17 protein-coding genes and 1 other RNA gene are annotated in these 19,519 nt (G+C 32.7%); all 18 read right to left on the reverse strand.

Features of this window, described 5'->3' with window-relative positions; translation table 11 throughout:
* Positions 1–580: 580 nt before the first annotated feature.
* The 18 genes from ssrS to ruvB all read right to left on the reverse strand — a co-directional run bounded on the left by ssrS (position 581) and on the right by ruvB (position 19,490).
* Positions 581–775: non-coding RNA, 6S RNA (ssrS, locus tag J2Z44_RS01075), on the reverse strand.
* A gap of 355 nt (positions 776–1,130) precedes the next feature.
* On the reverse strand, positions 1,131–2,912 hold the full coding sequence (aspS, locus tag J2Z44_RS01080; RefSeq protein WP_021284344.1) for an aspartate--tRNA ligase: 1,782 nt from the start codon (positions 2,910–2,912) through the stop codon (positions 1,131–1,133).
* A gap of 243 nt (positions 2,913–3,155) precedes the next feature.
* Positions 3,156–4,406, reverse strand: a complete 1,251-nt coding sequence (hisS, locus tag J2Z44_RS01085) for a histidine--tRNA ligase (RefSeq protein WP_021284343.1) — start codon at positions 4,404–4,406, stop codon at positions 3,156–3,158.
* A 210-nt stretch (positions 4,407–4,616) separates the two neighbouring features.
* The gene (locus J2Z44_RS01090) at positions 4,617–6,005 is read right to left on the reverse strand and encodes a coproporphyrinogen III oxidase (RefSeq protein ID WP_051186160.1); all 1,389 of its coding nucleotides are present in this window, start codon (positions 6,003–6,005) and stop codon (positions 4,617–4,619) included.
* Positions 6,006–6,095: 90 nt separating this feature from the next.
* Entirely contained in the window at positions 6,096–6,698 is a 603-nt protein-coding gene (locus J2Z44_RS01095; protein WP_021284341.1) for an MBL fold metallo-hydrolase, read from the reverse strand.
* 11 nt (positions 6,699–6,709) lie between these two features.
* The gene (gene dtd / locus J2Z44_RS01100) at positions 6,710–7,159 is read right to left on the reverse strand and encodes a D-aminoacyl-tRNA deacylase (RefSeq protein WP_021284340.1); all 450 of its coding nucleotides are present in this window, start codon (positions 7,157–7,159) and stop codon (positions 6,710–6,712) included.
* Positions 7,160–7,315: 156 nt separating this feature from the next.
* On the reverse strand, positions 7,316–9,523 hold the full coding sequence (locus J2Z44_RS01105; RefSeq protein WP_021284339.1) for a RelA/SpoT family protein: 2,208 nt from the start codon (positions 9,521–9,523) through the stop codon (positions 7,316–7,318).
* 117 nt (positions 9,524–9,640) lie between these two features.
* Positions 9,641–10,159: an adenine phosphoribosyltransferase gene (locus tag J2Z44_RS01110; RefSeq protein ID WP_021284338.1), complete on the reverse strand. Its 519-nt coding sequence runs from the start codon at positions 10,157–10,159 to the stop codon at positions 9,641–9,643.
* A gap of 146 nt (positions 10,160–10,305) precedes the next feature.
* Entirely contained in the window at positions 10,306–11,151 is an 846-nt protein-coding gene (locus tag J2Z44_RS01115) for a DHH family phosphoesterase (protein WP_021284337.1), read from the reverse strand.
* Between the two features lie 194 nt (positions 11,152–11,345).
* Positions 11,346–12,230, reverse strand: coding sequence for a protein translocase subunit SecF (gene secF, locus J2Z44_RS01120; protein WP_021284336.1), 885 nt, complete (start codon positions 12,228–12,230; stop codon positions 11,346–11,348).
* A 4-nt stretch (positions 12,231–12,234) separates the two neighbouring features.
* The gene (gene secD / locus J2Z44_RS01125; protein WP_021284335.1) at positions 12,235–13,473 is read right to left on the reverse strand and encodes a protein translocase subunit SecD; all 1,239 of its coding nucleotides are present in this window, start codon (positions 13,471–13,473) and stop codon (positions 12,235–12,237) included.
* Between the two features lie 99 nt (positions 13,474–13,572).
* Positions 13,573–14,940 (reverse strand): thioether cross-link-forming SCIFF peptide maturase, encoded by a 1,368-nt coding sequence (gene scfB, locus J2Z44_RS01130; RefSeq protein ID WP_021284334.1) that lies wholly within the window; start codon positions 14,938–14,940, stop codon positions 13,573–13,575.
* Positions 14,941–14,998: 58 nt separating this feature from the next.
* A complete protein-coding gene (gene scfA / locus J2Z44_RS01135; protein WP_017414649.1) occupies positions 14,999–15,136 on the reverse strand; it encodes a six-cysteine ranthipeptide SCIFF in 138 nt (45 codons plus the stop codon).
* A 234-nt stretch (positions 15,137–15,370) separates the two neighbouring features.
* Positions 15,371–15,745: a TIGR04086 family membrane protein gene (locus J2Z44_RS01140; RefSeq protein WP_021284631.1), complete on the reverse strand. Its 375-nt coding sequence runs from the start codon at positions 15,743–15,745 to the stop codon at positions 15,371–15,373.
* Between the two features lie 61 nt (positions 15,746–15,806).
* Positions 15,807–16,082, reverse strand: a complete 276-nt coding sequence (yajC, locus tag J2Z44_RS01145) for a preprotein translocase subunit YajC (RefSeq protein ID WP_021284632.1) — start codon at positions 16,080–16,082, stop codon at positions 15,807–15,809.
* An 18-nt stretch (positions 16,083–16,100) separates the two neighbouring features.
* Positions 16,101–17,231: a tRNA guanosine(34) transglycosylase Tgt gene (gene tgt, locus J2Z44_RS01150; RefSeq protein ID WP_021284633.1), complete on the reverse strand. Its 1,131-nt coding sequence runs from the start codon at positions 17,229–17,231 to the stop codon at positions 16,101–16,103.
* A gap of 198 nt (positions 17,232–17,429) precedes the next feature.
* Complete coding sequence (queA, locus tag J2Z44_RS01155; RefSeq protein ID WP_021284634.1) at positions 17,430–18,455, reverse strand: tRNA preQ1(34) S-adenosylmethionine ribosyltransferase-isomerase QueA; 1,026 nt, start codon at positions 18,453–18,455, stop codon at positions 17,430–17,432.
* Between the two features lie 24 nt (positions 18,456–18,479).
* Positions 18,480–19,490: a Holliday junction branch migration DNA helicase RuvB gene (gene ruvB, locus J2Z44_RS01160; RefSeq protein WP_021284635.1), complete on the reverse strand. Its 1,011-nt coding sequence runs from the start codon at positions 19,488–19,490 to the stop codon at positions 18,480–18,482.
* Between the last annotated feature and the right edge of the window lie 29 nt (positions 19,491–19,519).

A 19,519-nucleotide genomic window follows, 5' to 3' on the forward strand; every position in this document is an offset into this window, starting at 1 on the left:
CCTTAGTATAAATTTAATACCTACACAACCTTCAAACAAAACCCCAATATAAGCAGTTATTTTTCTTTACTGCACCCCTAAATGAAACTCTTAAACCTGAAAACTAATTTATCTAACTAATTCTTTATAATTTTACCATTGAGTAACTTAACTAATTTACGACTAATTTAAGTTATTGTAAAATTATACTAGTAATCATATTTATATTATACTATTTTTCAAAAAAAAATAAAGTATAATTATAAAAGGTTTTCCAATAATCAGAAAAGTTTTTTCTTACAGAATTTAATATAATGAATTTTTACCTTTGGACCTATTATATAGTTCTATATCTAATCTAATTAATTTCTTTAACAACTAGATTATATAATTTAATTACAAAATTTTATATATGTATTTTTTATAAGCTTCCTTCTAAGGAACCCCTTTAAATTTAATGCAATACGAATATAACTTTAATTTTTACGACTATTTGTTTTTTTGTAAAAATAAATACCACTCCAAAGAGTGGTATATTTTTTCATAATGAGAGTTAGCAAGAATTCACTTGCTAACTCTATTATTTAAAGTAAAATCTTTAATATAAACCGCTGTGCCGTTTATGCTGGTATATTTGAACCCGTTCTCCCACGGGTGGATTCCGCCTTTTTACTTCTGGTACCCATCAGTTAATATTAATAATAAGTGACAGGTCTACACTTCATAAAAAGAACTTCTTCCAATTAAATCACTGTTGGCTCAACATAGACCAGTTCCGCGCACACAGCAGATCATTTCTAACTTGTAACTACATTATATAATAATTTTAGCGTAATTGCAAATAGAATTAAAACTTTTTATTAAAGATTTTACAATAATAGTATATCCCCTGTAGTGGATATTATTCTTTTTAAAATTTGGCTATTTTTCTATATTTATCAATCTAATTACAATGTATTTTATTAGTAAATGAGAAACCAAAGTCATGACTTAACCTACACATAAACCCCGCCTTGGCTCCTCTAAAATTGCTAGACACCGAATCAAAAATACTTTTCCCATAGAAATCTAAAAGGAACTAAAACCAAGAGTAAGTTTATCACTTATTAGGCTTTAGTTCCCTTTATAATTTCAAAGCTACTATATTAAAATTAGCTGTTTTTTGCTATACCTATACCAAGTTCTTTAAGTTGTTTTTCTTCAACCACATTTGGTGCTTCACTCATTGGGCAGTATGCATTTTGGTTCTTAGGGAAAGCAATAACATCTTTAATGTTATCTGTTCCAGCTAGGAACATTATCATTCTGTCTAAACCATAAGCTAATCCTCCATGTGGTGGTGGACCATATTTGAAGGCTTCTAATAAGAATCCAAATCTCTCCCAAGCACTTTCTTGAGTAAATCCAAGTAAACTAAACATTTTTTCTTGAAGCTTAGTATCGTGGATTCTTATACTTCCTCCACCTAATTCCTCACCATTTAGTACAATGTCATAAGCCTTTGCTCTAACTCTCTTAGGATCAGTATCTAGGTACTGTAAATCCTCATCCATTGGTGCTGTGAATGGATGGTGAAGAGCAACATATCTTTGTTCTTCTTCATCGTACTCAAGAAGTGGGAATTCTGTTATCCATACAAAATTAAACTCTTTGTTGTTTTCTAAAATTCCTAACTCTTTTGCAAGCTCTAATCTTAATGCTCCTAAGGATTGTAATACTACGCTATCCATATCAGCCACAATTAAGATTAAATCTCCTGGTTTTGCTCCAGCAGCTTCAATTATTTTATTCATTCCTTCTTCATCAAAGAATTTAGAAATTGGAGATTTTATTTCCCCCTCTTTATAAGCTATCCAAGCAAGACCTTTAGCTTTATAAGTTTTTACGAACTCTCCAAGCTTATCAAGCTTCTTTCTTCCCATATCCGCTGAGTTTTCAGCTACTATAGCTCTTACTGATCCGCCATTTTCTATGGCATTTTTAAACACTGCAAACTCTGTGCCTCTAACTGCTTCAGTAATATTTTTTATCTCCATACCAAATCTTAAATCTGGTTTGTCACTACCGTATTTATCCATAGCTTCTGCATAAGGCATTCTTCTTATTGGAAGATTAACCTCAACATCGCCCACTTCTTTAAAAACTCTTTTGATTAAGCCTTCATTTAATGCTATAACATCATCAAGTTCTACAAAGCTCATCTCTAAGTCTATCTGTGTAAATTCTGGCTGTCTATTTGCTCTTAAATCCTCATCTCTAAAACATTTTACAATTTGGAAATATCTATCAAAACCAGATACCATTAATAATTGCTTAAATATTTGAGGTGATTGTGGAAGAGCATAAAACATTCCAGGATAGTTTCTGCTTGGAACTAAATAATCTCTAGCTCCTTCTGGAGTACTCTTTGTAAGCATTGGAGTCTCCATTTCTAAGAAACCATTTTCATCTAGATAATCTCTAACTACTTTAGCAGCCTTATGTCTTATCATAAGGATTTTTTGCATATCTGGTCTTCTAAGATCAAGATAGCGATACTTTAATCTTATATTTTCTGATGCATCTAAATCCTCTTTTATGTATATTGGAGGAGTTTCAGATTCAGAAAGTATTTTAATACTTTCTCCTTTAAGTTCAACCATTCCTGTAGGTAAATTAGCGTTTGGTGCTTCTCTTTTTATTATTTCACCAGTAACTGCAATACAGTATTCTGATTTAGCTAGGTCAGCTTTTTCAAAAGCCTCCTTATTTATTTCTTCTCCAAATACCACTTGTAAAAGTCCAGTTCTATCTCTTAAATCGATAAAAACTAAACTTCCTAAATTCCTTTTTCTTTGAACCCAACCCATTACAGTAACCTTTTGTCCTACATGACTTTCTCTAAGTTCACCGCACATTTGGTTTCTTTTAAGTCCGTTTAGTGACTCACCCATTAATACTTCCTCCCTTTATGCTTCCTTAATTACATTCTTCTTTTAAATTTCTCTGTGTAATTAATAAAACCTATTATATATTTAACTATTATTTATAGTATAAAATCAGTATTCTACAGGGTTCCATGATGAAATTTAAAATTATCCATGATAAATAAAATTCATCTTCATAAACCCTTAAGGAAACCAGAATAGGACTCCTCTATAAGTTAAGTTTCAACTCTGATTCCCTATAATTTAGAACTAACTTTTGATTAGGTTTGCTATGGCTTCTAAATTATCCAAAGAAACCTCTATAGTTTCTCCATCACTCATTCTTTTCATCTTAGCTAATCTATTTTTCACTTCATCTTCTCCAAGAACCATAGTGTAACTTGCTGAAATTTTATTGGCAAACTTCATTTGAGCCTTTACACTTCTAGCCATGTGATCACATTCACACTTAATCCCTTTATTTCTTAATCCGTGAATAACCTTTATAGCCTCAATCTTACCTTCAGCTCCCATGGAACCCACATATAAATCCATGTAAGTTTCTTCTGGTATATTTATTCCCTTTTCTTCTAAGGTTAGGAGTAATCTTTCCATTCCCATACCAAAACCTATAGCTGGCATTGATGGACCACCTATTTCTTCGATTAGGTTGTCATATCTTCCGCCACCACAAAGAGTAAAACCATTATCCATGATTTCAAATATGGTCTTACTGTAATAATCTAGACCTCTAACTACTTGAGGATTTACTACATAATCTATTCCCATAGCTGTTAAGTAAGTTTTTAGGCTTTCAAAGTGTTCACTACATTCTTCGCATATATAATCTAAAATTATTGGTGCTCCTTTAACCACTTCTTTGCAGCTATCAACCTTACAGTCTAACACTCTTAAAGGGTTTTTATCTAATCTTGTTAAACAAGTTGAGCATAAGTGCTCTTTTTTACTACCTAAAAACTCAATTAATGCTTCATTATATTTTTTCCTGCAGGTTGGGCATCCAATGCTATTAATATTAAGCTCTATACCTTCTACACCCATTCTGTTATAAACATCCATTACAATGCTTATAACCTCAGCATCAACTGAAGGCTCCTTTGAACCAAAAACCTCCACTCCGAACTGGTGATGTTGCCTTAATCTACCCTTTTGCATTTTTTCATATCTAAAAGCAGGAGTAAAGTAGTACATCTTAGTTGGTTGAGCTTCACTATAAAGTGTATTTTCTACAAAGGCTCTAACTGCTGGTGCTGTTCCTTCAGGTTTTAAAGTGATGCTTCTGCCACCCTTATCTTCAAAGGTATACATTTCTTTTTGAACCACGTCTGTAGTTTCCCCTACACCTCTTTTAAATAAGTCTGTATGTTCAAACATAGGAGTCCTTATTTCTCTACAACCATAAGCAGCCGCAATTTCTCTCATAACTTTCTCAATAAAATGCCACTTGTACACACTTCCTGGTAAAATATCTTTTGTACCTTTAGGCGCTTTAAATTCCATAAAAATTCCTCCTTGTTATTTTGAGGCATTTTCAAAAAATAAGTAAGTCAATCTGTTCATCTATTTTGTGCTATACTGCGTCAACAGAACCCTTTGATAGCTCCACTATCTGCGGAACCTGTTTCCTTGTCGGCACAAGCTTGCTTGTGAACGCAAAATAGCTTTCACATCTTTGACTTGTTATTTATTTTCAGATGCCTTAAGTCATCTTCAAATGCCTAGCATATCTAATAGTGCAATTTTTTTCTCTATCATTTCATCAATTCTATTTACATATTCCCTAACATCTTTGACATTTCCAAATCTTTCAATTCGGTTTTCTTCTAAAAATACAACCTTTGACACCGCATCTGCACCTAAGGCAACAATAGTTTGTTTTTCTTCAATCATTTGTATATTGTAGATACCCTCTTTTCCCCTTTGAGAATAACCTACATTCTCCATGCTACCTACCATGTTCTTTTGTCTATACATATAGTAAGGAACCATTTCTAAGGTTGTAGCTAAACTAACAGTAGCTTTATACATTTCATTAAGTTCTTGTTGGTCTGGCACCTCATATTTAGTGTTATTAATCATATTCTCATAAAGCTTAGATGCTCTTTTAATAGACATACCGTGAACCGTTAAGCTATCAGGCTTCAGCTTTAAAAGTTCTTCACAGGTATTATTAACCTCTTCTAACTTTTCACCTGGAAGACCGATAATAACATCCATATTTATATTTTGGAAGCCTAACTCCCTTGCCATATTAAACGTATCTATGGCATCCTGAGAGCTGTGATTTCTTCCAATTAACTTTAAAGTTTTATCATTCATGGTTTGAGGATTTATGCTAATCCTATCAACCTTATATTTTTTCATACTTTGAAGCTTTTCGTAGGTTATACTATCAGGACGACCGCACTCTACTGTAAACTCCTTTATATTTTGATTATGTACAAAGTAGTTATAAATATCCTTCAATATATGTTCAAATTCCTCATTATTTACAGAGGTAGGTGTTCCCCCTCCAAAGTATACAGATTCTATTGTAAGGTTACGCTCTTTTATATAGTTGCTTAAAGCTTTTATTTCCTTTGTTAGAGCTTGTAAATACGGGGCAACTAAACTCTTACAACTCCCTATAGGGTTTGAGGTAAAGGAACAGTACACACAACGAGTTGGACAAAAAGGCATTCCTATATAAACACTTATGACTTTTTCATCCTTATTTACTATGTGTCTTTCATATTTTGCTACTTCTATGCAAAGCCTTGCTTTTTCCTCTGAAGTTTCATGAATCTCCTTAAAAGCTTTAACAATTTCCTCTTCACTAATTCCCTTTTCCAAAAGCTCTAAGGCTTTCTTAGAAGGTCTAATTCCAACTAAAGTCCCCCAAGGAAGTACTTTCCCCGTATCTTTTGTTAGAAAATTAAATACTGCTTTTCTAACCTCTTCCTTTAGTTTATGATTTTTGTTAATATGAAACTCTTCATTCTTACTCATAGTTACAAGAATAACTTTTTCTTCATTAACTTCTATAGAAAGATTATACTCCTCTTCACAGCCCTGTTCTAAAAATCTTATATCAGCAAATCCGTAAAAAAGATTAATCATTTGAAATACATCATATCTAAAATCTAAATTGTTTAATTTTACTTTATATTCTTTGTTAGTGTTATACACTTTATATCAAGTCCTTTATGTTTATAAAAATGGATTGTATAGCTCTTCATCTCCAATAGTTGTACTTGGCCCATGTCCTGGATACACTATAGTTTCCTTAGGAAGAACTACTAATCTTTCTTTAATATTTCTTATAAGAGCTTCTCCATCTCCACCTGCTAAGTCACTTCTGCCAATGGAGCCCTTAAACAAAGTATCTCCAGAGAAAAGCATATTCTCAATTAAAAAGCATACGCCTCCTGGGGTATGACCTGGAGTATGAATTACTTTCATAGTATGTTTTCCAAAATTTAAAGAATCACCATTATTTAGAATTATATGTGCTCCACCTTCAATAAAAGGTCCATAATACTGAACATCTTTTAATATCATTTCATTATCTTCTTTTCCTATGGCAACTTCTGCTTTAGTTATTGCTTGAAGTCCATCAACCCCAGTAGTATGATCAAAATGTCCATGAGTAAGAGCAATATATTTAACCTTTGCCCCTAAAGATTGTAATACCTTTTCTATATCATCTACATCTCCACCTGGATCTAAAACTACTGCTTCCTTAGATTCTTCATCCATAACTATATAGCAATTAGCTCCATAGATTCCTGCCATCATTTTTTTTACTATCATCTACTTCACCTCTAAAAATCCTTTTTACTTTCTAAAAGTAGAGTTACTGGTCCATCATTTTGGATGTAAACTTGCATATCTGCTCCAAACTCTCCTGTTTCAACCTTTTTAACTTCCTTTTTAAAAGCTTCTACTAACTCATTATACAGTTGCTCTGCAGCTTCTCCACCTTGAGCTTTCATAAAGTCAGGTCTCTTTCCCTTACGGCAATCTCCATAAAGAGTGAACTGTGAAATTATCAAAAGTTCTCCATTTACATCTTCAAGAGAATGAGTCATCTTTCCTGTTTCATCTTCAAAAATTCTCATTCCTACAATTTTCCTAACAATATACTCTAGGTCTTCCTTTGTGTCTTCCTTACTTATACCCACTAAAACATTTAATCCTACACCAATTTCTCCAATAACTTTATTATCAACTTCCACTCTAGAAGCTTTGACTCTTTGTACTACTGCTCTCATAATACTATCTCCTTTAGTTTAAGCTTTATTTGTATTTTTATAGAATTAATTTAGTAATATATAGAACTAATCCCAGCTTTATTTTATAGTACTCATTCTTATCTTTATTTTGTACTTCCTATTTATTACCTATTACTTCCTACTTAAAATCATATATTAATGCTTAATTCTATAGACGTCTCTTACACCTTTTAGTTTTCTTATCTTACTTTGAACCTGTTTTAAATGGTCTACATTAGTTATTTTTATTTTTATATTTACTAAAGCTTCCCCACTTTTTAAGGTTTTCCCATTTATTGATAAGATATTTGTTTTTGTTAGTCCAAGGACTTCAATTATATCTGTAAGAAGACCTAATCTGTCTTCTCCTCTTATTTGTATATCTGTTATATAGTTTTCTCCTGTTTCAAGTCCCCAAGAAACTTCTATAATCTTGTCTGGTTCTGTTTCTTGAAGAGATAGTAGGTTTTTACAATCACTTCTATGAACGGATACCCCTTTTCCCTTTGTTATATATCCTATAATATCGTCCCCTGGAACTGGACTACAGCACTTTGCAAACCTAGCATGAACATTTGAGGTTCCTTTAACTTGTAGTCCTGAGTAACTATTATTGTAGCTAATTGCTTTTTTTCCCTGTTCCTTAATATTTTGTTCCTTATTAAACTGATCAATGACAGAAGTATTACTTTCTACTTCTTTCTCCTTAGCTTCATAGGCCTCTCTTAACTTAGTTATTAAGTTATAGGGATTTATCTCCCCTACTCCAACATTTGCATACAAATCTTCAAGATTTTTTAAATTGTATCGTCTAAGAATCTTTTCAAGGGTTGCAGATTTTGAAATTACACTAAAGGAGTACCCTTGTTTTTTTGTCTCCTTTTCAATAACTTCTTTTCCTTTTTCTATACTCTCTTCCCTATTAGCCTTTTTAAACCAAGCCTTAATCTTACTCTTAGCCTGATTGCTCTTTGCAATATTAAGCCAATCTATACTTGGTCCTTTAGTACTTGGTGAAGTAAGCACTTCTACAATTTCCCCAGTTTTTAAGCGATACTCTAGGGTAACAATTTTACCATTGACCTTAGCACCTGTACATCTATGCCCTACATCAGTATGGATTGTATAAGCAAAGTCTATAGGAGTTGAATCACTAGGTAGATTAATTACATCTCCCTTTGGAGTAAATACGAAGACTTCATCAGAAAATAAATCTATTTTAAATCCTTCCATAAACTCTTCAGCATCAGAAGTTTCCCCTTGCCATTCTAGCATTTCTCTAAGCCAAGAAAGTTTTGAATCCAAAGAATTATCTCCTTCTGCTCCATTGGCTCCATTAGCTTCTTTGTATTTCCAATGGGCAGCAATACCATATTCTGCTGTTCTATGCATATCATAGGTTCTAATTTGTATTTCAAAAGGCTTACCAAAAGGACCAATAACAGTTGAATGAAGGGACTGATACATATTGGGTTTTGGCATTGCAATGTAATCTTTGAATCTTCCTGGAATTGGTTTATACATTGTATGAACTATTCCAAGAGCTGCATAGCAGCTTCCAATATCCTCTACTAAAATTCTTATAGCAGTTAAGTCAAAAATTTGGTCAATATTCTTATTTTTGCTTTCCATCTTTCTATAGATACTATAAAAATGCTTTGGTCTGCCTTCTATGTCTGCCTTTATACTGACCATAGCTAGATGCAGTTTTAATTGAGAAATAATATGATTGATTTGCTCTTCTCTCTCTGCACGTTTATCTGAAATAAGCTTTACAAGTTCATAGTATTTTGTTGGTTGTAAATATCTAAGAGCTAAATCCTCTAATTCCCATTTAATCTTAGAAATTCCCAGCCTATGTGCAAGAGGAGCAAAAATATCTAATACCTCTTTAGCTTTTTCCTTTTGTTTGTTTTCTGGCATATACTTTAAGGTTCTCATGTTATGTAATCTATCAGCTAATTTTATAAGTATTACTCTAATGTCCCTAGCCATAGCAAGAAGCATCTTTCTTACATTGTCAGCTTGTTGCTCTTCTTTAGATTTATATTTAATCTTCCCAAGCTTTGAAACACCTTCTACTAGGTTTGCAATTTCTACGCTGAAAATTTCGCAAACCTGCTCATAAGTGTATTCTGTATCTTCTATAACATCATGTAAAAGACCCGCTGCAATGGTTGAGGTGTCAAGTCCAAGTTCTGCTAATATACAAGCTACTTCTAAAGGATGAATTATGTACGGTTCTCCCGATTCCCTTTTTTGATCTTTATGGGCATTAAGAGAAAAGGTATATGCTTTATGTATAAAATCTATATCCACATTGTGACAATTATTGTTTATTTTCTCAATTAGCTTCTCAATCATTGGATTCACTCCTAAAACTAAAGGCTGGTTACATAACCAGCCAATTATTTTTACTATATAATATTATATAACACAACCTAAATTAATGCAATTTCTAGTTAGGATATTTGTCAAATTTTATAAATCATATTGTACCACTGACATAATGTCGTGGTTACCTAATTTACTTCTTCCATTTAACTCTGTAAGCTCAATTACAAAGTTAATTGACACTAATTCTCCACCAACTTCTTCAATAAGTTTTGCAACAGCTCCTACAGTTCCCCCAGTAGCTAACAAATCATCTACAATAGCAACTCTTTGACCTGGTTTTATAGCATCCTTGTGTATTTCTAAAACGTCACTTCCATACTCTAAATCATACTCCACCTTCATTGTATCATATGGAAGCTTACCTGGTTTTCTAACTGGTACAAAGCCTGCTCCAAGTGCATAAGCAACTGGTACTCCAAATAGGAAACCTCTAGCCTCTGGTCCTACAACGATATCTATATTTTTATCTTTTAAATAATCTGCAATAGTGTCTATTGTTGCTTTTAAAGCTTCTCCATCTTGTAAAAGTGTAGTTACATCTTTAAAACTTATACCTTCTTTTGGAAATCCATCTATAACTCTAATTTTTTCTTTAAAATTCACTTCTATTCCCCCTAATGCAATTTTTACGAACATTATATACTTTTCAAAGTTTATTGTACTTTACTATTATATATTACCTTTATGTATTTATGCAATAATTCACTAGTTTTATCTTTAGTTATCTATTAGTTTAATATATGAAACTTTTATTGCTCTGCTCTTCTTTTTATTTCACTATATAAGTATTTAGAAATTTGTGCAGCTCTATAACTATCACTGGTGGTTAAAAGCTCCACTATAATTCTTGAGTTGTTTATTCTCTCCTTGGGAATCATTTCAGGAAAAACATTAGCTATGGTCTCAAGGTTAAAAAACTCCTCTTTATAATGGGTATTATGTTCTTCTAGCAAGGCTTTTATTCCATAATTATTGGTATGTCTTAATTGTTTTAGACCTTCTTCAACAAAGAATAGATTTTCCCCACTGATAGGAAGTTTTTTTGTCACTGTCCCAATCATAACTAAATCTAAATACTTTTGTATGCAAGTCATTTTATAATAAGAAGAAATAGTTTCTGCTAGCTTATAGGCAACCCCAACAGAACCTAAATCCTTAAAAGGATATATGCATCTTGAACTGTTAGGATTTATTACTATTTCCTCTAAGCTATTAAAATCACATTTGTGATAATCTGTAACTATAACATCTATATTATTTTTCCTGCAAAACTCAATATCTTCAAGAGAGCTTGTCCCGCAACCTACAGTAATTATCAAACTTGCTCCAAGGTACTTTATATAGCTACTTATATCATTTTTACATAGATTTCTTCCATCTCTCACTTCGCTTGGAATAAAGTACTCTACGTCAGCATTTAAATACTTTAAAACTAACATCAATAGTGAAACAGCAGTTACTCCATCGAAATCATAATAGCCATAGATAACTATCTTTTCTCTTTCATTTATTGCTTTAACTATTCTATTCAATGCATTTTTCATGTTTCTTAAAAGTAGCGGATTGTACTGATTAACCTTGAAAAATTCTTCCATGTGCTCTCCTCCAAATAAATAGAAAACACATATATTATAATTTAAAAACTGCTTTATTACAAACATTTTTCGAAAAAACACGCCAGAAATCTACAAAAATTGATTTCTGGCGTGTTTTTTATGTTTTTATACATAAGCATTTATGCTTTTGCATTTATGCTTTTGCATTTATACTTTTGCAACTTCAATCCTAATTATGCTGCTGCTGCATTTTTATTCTTTCTTTTTCTATTCTTTAGTACCACCCAAAGTGGACTAGCTATAAATATGGAAGAATACGCTCCACAAGCTATTCCAATTATAAGTGGTAAAGTAAATTCTCTAATTGTTGGCACAAATATATAAACTGCTGTTATAGTTATTAAAGTTGTTAATGTAGTATTTATAGATCTTGCCATAGTTTCATTTACACTAAGATTAGCAACTTCCTCTGGTGACATTCTTCTGTTTTTCTTAACATTCTCCCTAACTCTATCAAACACAACTATAGTATCGTTTATTGAATAACCTACTATAGTTAGTACTGCTGCAATAAATGGAGTATTAACTTGTATTCCAAATATAGCATAGAAGGATACTGTTAAGAATACATCATGGATAAGAGCAATTATGGCTGCAATAGCAAAGTTTAATTCAAAACGCATAGCAACATAAATTAATATGGCTGCATTAGCTACAATCAATGCCCAAATTGCTTTTTCTTTAAGCTCATTACCAACACTTGCACCTATAGTTTCACTGCCTATTACTGCGCTTTCTTCTAAAGAGTATTGAGTTTTTACATCTTTAATAAGATTGTTAACTCCTTCCTCATTTAAGACACCTTCTTGAACAAGAATTTCTATCTCTTTTCCCTCATTGGCAACCTTTGTGGAATATTTTCCTTTTGCATACTTATCTACAATAGTATCTACGTCTGCCTTTTTAAATTCTTTATTTATGTTCATAGATATTAAAGTACCACCTCTAAAGTCTATACCATAGTTTAATCCTTTAGTAAAAAGGAAGGCTATTCCGATTATTGTTAGAACTATTGAAATTGTAAACCAAACTTTAGTCTTTTTAATTATCTGTAACATAATCCTACCCCCTCTTCACACCAAAATGAGATGGTTTAGTTATTATTCCTGCATTTATAGCATGCTTCAATAAAAACTTAGTAACTACAAGTGCTGTAAATATACTTACTATTATACCTATCATTAAAGTTACAGCAAAACCTTTAACTGCTCCTGTTCCCATGAAGTATAGTACTAAGCCAGCAATTATAGTTGTTATATTTGAGTCTAAAATTGAGGATAAAGCTCTATCAAACCCTGAATCTACAGCAGATTTAACAGATTTTCCTGTTTTTAACTCTTCTTTAGTTCTCTCAAATATAAGTACGTTAGCATCAACGGCCATACCAATTGTTAGGATTACTGCCGCTGCCCCTGACAAAGTTAAAACTACGCCAAAAGCTGAGAACACGTATAGAACTAAAACAACGTATAAGGATACTGCTACTGAAGCAATTATTCCTGGTGCTCTGTAATAAAGCATCATAAATAACATAACACAGATTAATCCTACCATACCTGCTTTTTTACTAAGTCCCATAGCCTCAAGTCCAATAGTAGGTCCTACTGTTTTAACTGAAACTGCTTCTACTGGCACTGGTAATGCTCCTGATTGAATAATGTTTGCAATTGAATTTGCCTCTTCAAGAGTCTTCATTCCCGTAATAACTGCTTCACCTGCATTTATTACTTCATTTACTGTTGGAGCTGTTAAAACATCTTCATCCATTTTAATTGTAATTTGTTTACCTATAAACTTTTCTGTGGCTTCAGCAAATTTTTGCTTTCCTTCCTCATTAAGCTTTAAGTTAACTACATTTTGATTTTCTTGAGTAATATAAGCTGATGCTTTATCAACTTCTTTTCCTGTTAAGATAACATTTCCATCTGGGTCAACAAAGGTTAATTCACCTGTTTTACCAATTGTATTCAACACCTTATTTGTGTCAGATTCCCCTGGTATTTCGATTCTAATTCTCTTGTTGCCCTCTGGAACTACTGAAACTTCACTTGTACCCTCTTTATTAATTCTTCTAGAAATTAAAGTTACAGTCCTATCCAAAACGCTTGAATCCACATTATCTGCTTTAATTTCCATTAATAGAGAAGTTCCACCAACTAAGTCAAGACCTTTACTTATTGATTGACCAAAGGACTTAACCCTATAGTCCCCTAGATTTATTCCGTAAAGTCCTGAATAAGCTAATAGGGCAATTACTAAAATACTAATAATTAAAAAAAATCCACTTTTACCCTTTCTCATTTTTATCCCCTTTCACGTTATTCAAAATAATCTTATAATGTAGATTATAAGTCTTCCTAAAAAATTAGTCAATGACAGAAGGTAACTAGTGGAATCCCACTAGTTACCCATTACCTTGCTCTTTAATGCTATGGCACATTCTATCCTTTTCTTCTGCATCTCACACCCTACTTCATAAGGAACATGGATATCTCCATTGAAGTTAAAGTTATTTGCTTGACAGCCTCCACTACAGTAGAATCTAGCCCAGCAGTCTTTACAAGTTGGTTTATTGTATATGTGAGCTTCTTTAAAATTCTTGACTAAATCATAGTTTTTTACACCATCAAAAATATTTCCCATTAAAAACTCATCTTTTCCTACGAACTGATGACATGGATAAATATCTCCATCTGGAGTTATAGCAACATATTCATGACCTGCTCCACAACCTGAGATTCTCTTGTAAACACAAGGCCCCCCCTGCAAATCTATGTTAAAATGATAAAACTTAAACTCTTTTCCTTCTTCATGACGTCTTAACATTTCATCATAAAGCATATCATATTGCTTAAATATAGTAGGCAAATCTTCTTTTCTTAAAGAAAGTGGATGCTCATCTGGAAGCACCACTGGCTCAATAGAAATTTCCTCAAAACCTAAATCAGCCATGTGCTTTACATCCTCAAAGAAATCTGTATTTTCTCTAGTAAAAGTACCTCTAACATAATAAGATTTTGATTTATCTCTAACTTCCACCATTTTTTTGATTTTAGGAAGTATACTGTCATAACAGCCAGTGCCATCAAATCTTATTCTTACCTTATCATTGATCTCTTTTCTTCCATCAATGCTAAGAACTATATTTCCCATATTTTTATCTAAATAATCCATAGTTTCATCATTTAAAAGAGTGGCATTAGTAGTCATAGTAAATCTAATTACCTTTTTATGAAGCTTTTCCTGCTCTCTTGCATAGTCAACTATTTCCTTTATGGTTTCAAAAGCCATTAAAGGTTCTCCACCAAATAGATCTACCTCAATATTTCTTCTTGGTCCAGAATTTTTAATAACGAAATCTATGGCTCTTTTTCCTATTTCAGCAGACATAGGCTTTCTACAACCACTATTATACTCTCCTTCATCTGCAAAGCAGTACTTACATTTCAAATTACAATCATGAATAATATTTAAGCAAAGAGCCTTTATATTAACTTCCGCTTGTCCGCTTTCCATTGCTATATCTTCATATAAATCCTTAGAGTATAGCACTTCTTCTCTTACTAACTCCTCTAACTCATCATACACTTCATTTATTTCTTCTACAGAATATTTATTACTATATTCTTTTATAATCTCTTCCTTAGATCTTAGCTTGTCCTCATCTAGAAGGTCATAAACTATTTCGTCTACTAGGTGTACTGCTCCAGAATTAACATCTATAATATAAAAATCATTTCCTTGTATAAATTTATGAACTAATGACATTTTTTTCCTCCCAACTAAACACAAAGCAGTAACCCTTAGTTACTGCCTCTTTAGATAATTAGTTTTCACAAGCTAAATTAGCTACTGTGCATGAAGTTTTGCATGCTGATTGGCAAGAGTTTGCACACTCTTTGCAACCTGGTTTCTTTAAGCTTTCTTTGATGTTTGATTTGTTGATTGTTTTGATGTGTTTCATTTTTGTTCCTCCACTTGCATTATTAATAATTATTTATAATAAGGCATTTGAAAATAAATAACAAGTCAAAGATGTGAAGGATATTTTGAGTTAGACAAGAAAACAGGTTCCGTGGATAGTAGCGCTATCTAAGGGTTCTGTTGACGCAGTATAACTCAAAATAGACAAACATACTGACTTATTTATTTTTTGAAAATGCCTAAAGTTAACAAAAGCTTTGATAACCTCACTACCTTAGTTTTCTAGGTTTATTGCAAGCATTCCAGATAGTGAACCCACTGCCATGGCAAGCAATAATCTTATGAAGTCACCCCCATCAACACCAAAACCTTTCCCACATAATACAGATACTATATATAGTATTAGCATGTAGAAAACTGCAACTAACAATCCTATAAGCCATCCTTTACTTCCTGATTGTAATGTGGCATAAACTGAACCGTATAGCACACTGACTAAAGTTAACACTACAATAAATGCAGAGGTAACCTTAGGGCTAAAAGGTGTAAAAGCTGTTACTAAAGAATAAATTAGTACGCATAGCATGGTAACTATTGATGCTCTTAGGACTCCTTGACCTACACATGAGTATTTCAATTTTTTATACATATATAATCCCCCCCATCTATATAATAAATATGAGTAAATAGGGGGAATTATTCACAATATATTATTTTTCAGTTTCGTTAGTTGTAACTTGACCGATTCCCATTTTAGCAAGTTTAATTCTCGCTCTATCTGGACCTGTTTCTAATATAATGTAGTCTTCTTGGATATTAATGATTTTACCCATTATACCGCCTTTTGACACTACCTCATCATTTACTTTTAAAGATTCAAGCATGTCATTGTACTGTTTTTTTCTCTTCTTTTCTGGAACGAAAATCATAAAATAAAACATTGCAAGTATAGCTACCATAGGTAAAAAAGCTATTATTTGTTGCATAATATTCCCTCCTTTCCTTTAAGCCTTTCCATTCCATTGATTTAGCTTCTCTTCTTTAAATTCTTCGAAGTAATCTCCATCAATGGCACTTCTGATATCTTCCATAAGCTTATTATAGAAATATAAATTATGCAGTACACAAAGTCTCATTGCTAGCATTTCCTTAGCTTTGAATAGATGTCTTATGTAAGCTCTTGTATAATGCTTGCATGCAGGACAATCACATCCTTCATCTATAGGACTGCTATCTAATTCAAACTTTGCATTCATCAAATTTATTTTACCATATTTAGTGAACACATGTCCATGTCTTCCATTTCTAGCTGGTAGTACACAATCGAAAAAGTCTACTCCTCTAGAAACGGCTTCTAATATATTACTTGGAAGTCCCACTCCCATTAAATAAATTGGTTTATCCTGTGGAAGGTGTGGCACTACCGCATCAATAACTCTATACATTTCCTCATGAGTTTCTCCAACGGCAAGACCTCCAATAGCATAACCATCCAAATCCATTTTAGTGATAGTCTTAGCATGTTCTATTCTTATATCTTCATAAGTTCCACCTTGGTTTATACCAAAGAGCATTTGTTTTTTATTTATAGTATCTGGAAGAGAATTTAATCTATCCATTTCAATTTTGCATCTTTCAAGCCATCTAGTAGTTCTAGCTACAGAGTTAATTACATACTCTCTTGTGGATGGATTTGGAATACACTCATCAAAGGCCATGGCAATGGTAGAAGCAAGGTTACTTTGTATTTGCATACTTTCTTCTGGACCCATAAATATTCTTCTTCCATCTATATGTGAATTAAAGTAAACTCCTTCTTCTTGTATTTTTCTCATAGCTGCTAAAGAAAACACTTGGAAGCCACCTGAGTCTGTTAAAATTGGTCTATCCCAATTCATAAACTGATGAAGTCCGCCCATTTGCTTTACAACTTTATCTCCTGGTCTTAAATGAAGGTGATATGTATTAGATAATTCAACTTGGCAGCTTATTTCTTTTAGATCCATAGAGGATACGGCTCCCTTTATTGCCGCTAGAGTTCCCACATTCATAAAAACTGGAGTTTGAATTACTCCATGGGGTGTATGAAACTCTCCCCTTCTAACTTTTCCCGACTTTTTTAGTAACTTATACATGTTATCCCGTCCTTTTAGTTACTTATATATTATTATCAATAATAAATTAAATCATAAGGCTATGAAACCTATTATAATGGTGCCTTTTAAATCGTAATCAAAATTGATGTTTTTATTAAAACTATTGATAGGTTCCTAAAACAATGCACCATTTTCATTATTTATCAGCACTAATCAAATTAGTGAACACTAATTAAATTAGTGAATAAACATAGCATCTCCAAAACTAAAGAATCTATATTTATTTTCTACAGCAATATTATAAGCATTCATAATTATTTCTCTATTTGAGAAAGCACTAATTAACATAATTAGGGTAGATTCTGGAAGATGAAAATTTGTAATAAGTGCATCTACAATTTTAAACTTATATCCTGGGTAAATAAAGATGCTGGTGTATCCAGATTGTTCTTTTACTCTTCCATTATCATCAGCAATACTTTCAAGAGTTCTGTTAGAAGTAGTACCTACTGCTATAACTCTTTTCCCGCTTTCCTTAGTCTTGTTTATTATATCTGCATTTTCACCATTTAAATAATAGTACTCAGCATGCATTTCATGTTCTTCTATATTTTCAGCCTTTACTGGTCTAAAAGTACCCAAACCCACATGAAGAGTAACAAAGGCAATATTAACACCCTTTGCTTTAATTTTATTTAGTAACTCTTCAGTAAAGTGAAGTCCTGCCGTAGGTGCTGCTGCTGAACCTACCTCTTTTGAATATACAGTTTGATATCTTTCTTTATCTTCTAATTTTTCAGTGATATAAGGTGGTAGTGGCATTTCTCCTAGAGAATCTAACACCGCCTCGAAAACACCTTCATAGAAAAACTTAACTTTTCTATTTCCATTATCCAAAACTTCTATTACTTCAGCTTTAAGCTCCCCATTTCCAAAGGTGAAGGTAGCTCCAACCTTAGCTCTTTTTCCTGGTTTTACAAGAGTTTCCCATACATCCTTTTCCAATCTTCTTAGAAGAAGAAACTCCATTTTACCTCCTGAACCTTCTTTTGCTCCATAAAGTCTTGCTGGCATAACTCTAGTATCATTTAATACTAAGCAGTCTCCTTCTTCAAGGTAATCAATTATATCCTTAAAAACCCTATGGTCAATATGTCCAGTATTTTTATCTAATACCATTAATCTTGATTCATCTCTTTTTTCTAAAGGATGTTGTGCTATCAATTCTTCTGGTAGATGAAAACTAAAATCTTTAACCTTCAAAGTTAACACCCCTTTTCTTTATTGTTAAAATACTTTTCCTTCTGGAATTATTCTATTTAAATGATTATAAGCTTTATTTGAAGCAATTCTTCCTCTAGGTGTTCTGATAATAAAACCTTTTTGAATTAAATAAGGTTCATATACGTCCTCTATAGTTCCTACCTCTTCACCTATATAATAAGCAAGAGTCTCAAGACCTACAGGGCCACCCCCAAAATTATCTATTATAGCTTCTAGAATCTTATTATCAACCTGATCAAAACCTTCATCATCAATTTCTAAAAGCTGTGCTGCTGCCTTTACTGTAGCATAATCTATATGTCCATGACCTTTAACTAAACAATAATCACGAACTCTTTTTAAAAGTCTATTGGCAATTCTAGGTGTTCCTCTAGATCTCTTTGCAACTTCAATTGCAGCCTCTTCATCTATTGTCACACTTAAAATTCCTGAGGATCTCATGACAATCTCCTTTAACTCTTCCTCATCATAGTATTCCATTGGGCACATTACCCCAAACCTATCTCTCAAAGGTGAAGTTAGTAGCCCCGCTCTGGTAGTTGCTCCAATTAAAGTGAACTTTGGCAGATCAAGTCTTATAGACTTTGCTGAAGCCCCTTTACCTATAACAATATCTAAGGAATAATCCTCCATAGCTGGATAGAGAATTTCCTCTACAGCCCTATTTAGCCTGTGAATCTCATCTATAAAAAGCACATCAAAGTTGCTTAATCCCGTAAGTATGGCAGCTAAATCTCCAGCTCTTTCAATGGCTGGCCCTGAGGTTATTTTTAGGTTCCCACCCATTTCCTTAGCAATAATATTAGCTAAAGTAGTCTTTCCAAGACCTGGAGGTCCATATAAAAGTACATGATCTAAAGGCTCTTTTCTAATTTGTGCTGCTTGTAAAAATATGCTTAATCTTTCCTTAACCTTCTTCTGACCTATATATTCCTTAAGCCTTTGGGGTCTTAAAGAGTATTCTACCTCAACATCCTCTTCTTTAAATTCAGAAGTAATAATCCTTTCCTCCATAGCACCCTCCCCTTTACAAAGAGTTTCTA

Source organism: Clostridium punense, assembly GCF_017874425.1.
Lineage (GTDB): Bacteria > Bacillota > Clostridia > Clostridiales > Clostridiaceae > Clostridium_J > Clostridium_J punense.

Bases quoted from the DNA above. Each gene is read 5' to 3' on its own strand.
- aspS (WP_021284344.1), bottom strand. From the start codon at position 2,912: ATGGGTGAGTCACTAAACGGACTTAAAAGAAACCAAATGTGCGGTGAA.
- hisS (WP_021284343.1), bottom strand. From the start codon at position 4,406: ATGGAATTTAAAGCGCCTAAAGGTACAAAAGATATTTTACCAGGAAGT.
- J2Z44_RS01090 (WP_051186160.1), bottom strand. From the start codon at position 6,005: ATGATTAATCTTTTTTACGGATTTGCTGATATAAGATTTTTAGAACAG.
- J2Z44_RS01095 (WP_021284341.1), bottom strand. From the start codon at position 6,698: ATGATAGTAAAAAAAATGATGGCAGGAATCTATGGAGCTAATTGCTAT.
- dtd (WP_021284340.1), bottom strand. From the start codon at position 7,159: ATGAGAGCAGTAGTACAAAGAGTCAAAGCTTCTAGAGTGGAAGTTGAT.
- J2Z44_RS01105 (WP_021284339.1), bottom strand. From the start codon at position 9,523: ATGATTGAGAAGCTAATTGAGAAAATAAACAATAATTGTCACAATGTG.
- J2Z44_RS01115 (WP_021284337.1), bottom strand. From the start codon at position 11,151: ATGGAAGAATTTTTCAAGGTTAATCAGTACAATCCGCTACTTTTAAGA.
- secF (WP_021284336.1), bottom strand. From the start codon at position 12,230: ATGTTACAGATAATTAAAAAGACTAAAGTTTGGTTTACAATTTCAATA.
- secD (WP_021284335.1), bottom strand. From the start codon at position 13,473: ATGAGAAAGGGTAAAAGTGGATTTTTTTTAATTATTAGTATTTTAGTA.
- scfB (WP_021284334.1), bottom strand. From the start codon at position 14,940: ATGTCATTAGTTCATAAATTTATACAAGGAAATGATTTTTATATTATA.
- scfA (WP_017414649.1), bottom strand. From the start codon at position 15,136: ATGAAACACATCAAAACAATCAACAAATCAAACATCAAAGAAAGCTTA.
- J2Z44_RS01140 (WP_021284631.1), bottom strand. From the start codon at position 15,745: ATGTATAAAAAATTGAAATACTCATGTGTAGGTCAAGGAGTCCTAAGA.
- yajC (WP_021284632.1), bottom strand. From the start codon at position 16,082: ATGCAACAAATAATAGCTTTTTTACCTATGGTAGCTATACTTGCAATG.
- tgt (WP_021284633.1), bottom strand. From the start codon at position 17,231: ATGTATAAGTTACTAAAAAAGTCGGGAAAAGTTAGAAGGGGAGAGTTT.
- ruvB (WP_021284635.1), bottom strand. From the start codon at position 19,490: ATGGAGGAAAGGATTATTACTTCTGAATTTAAAGAAGAGGATGTTGAG.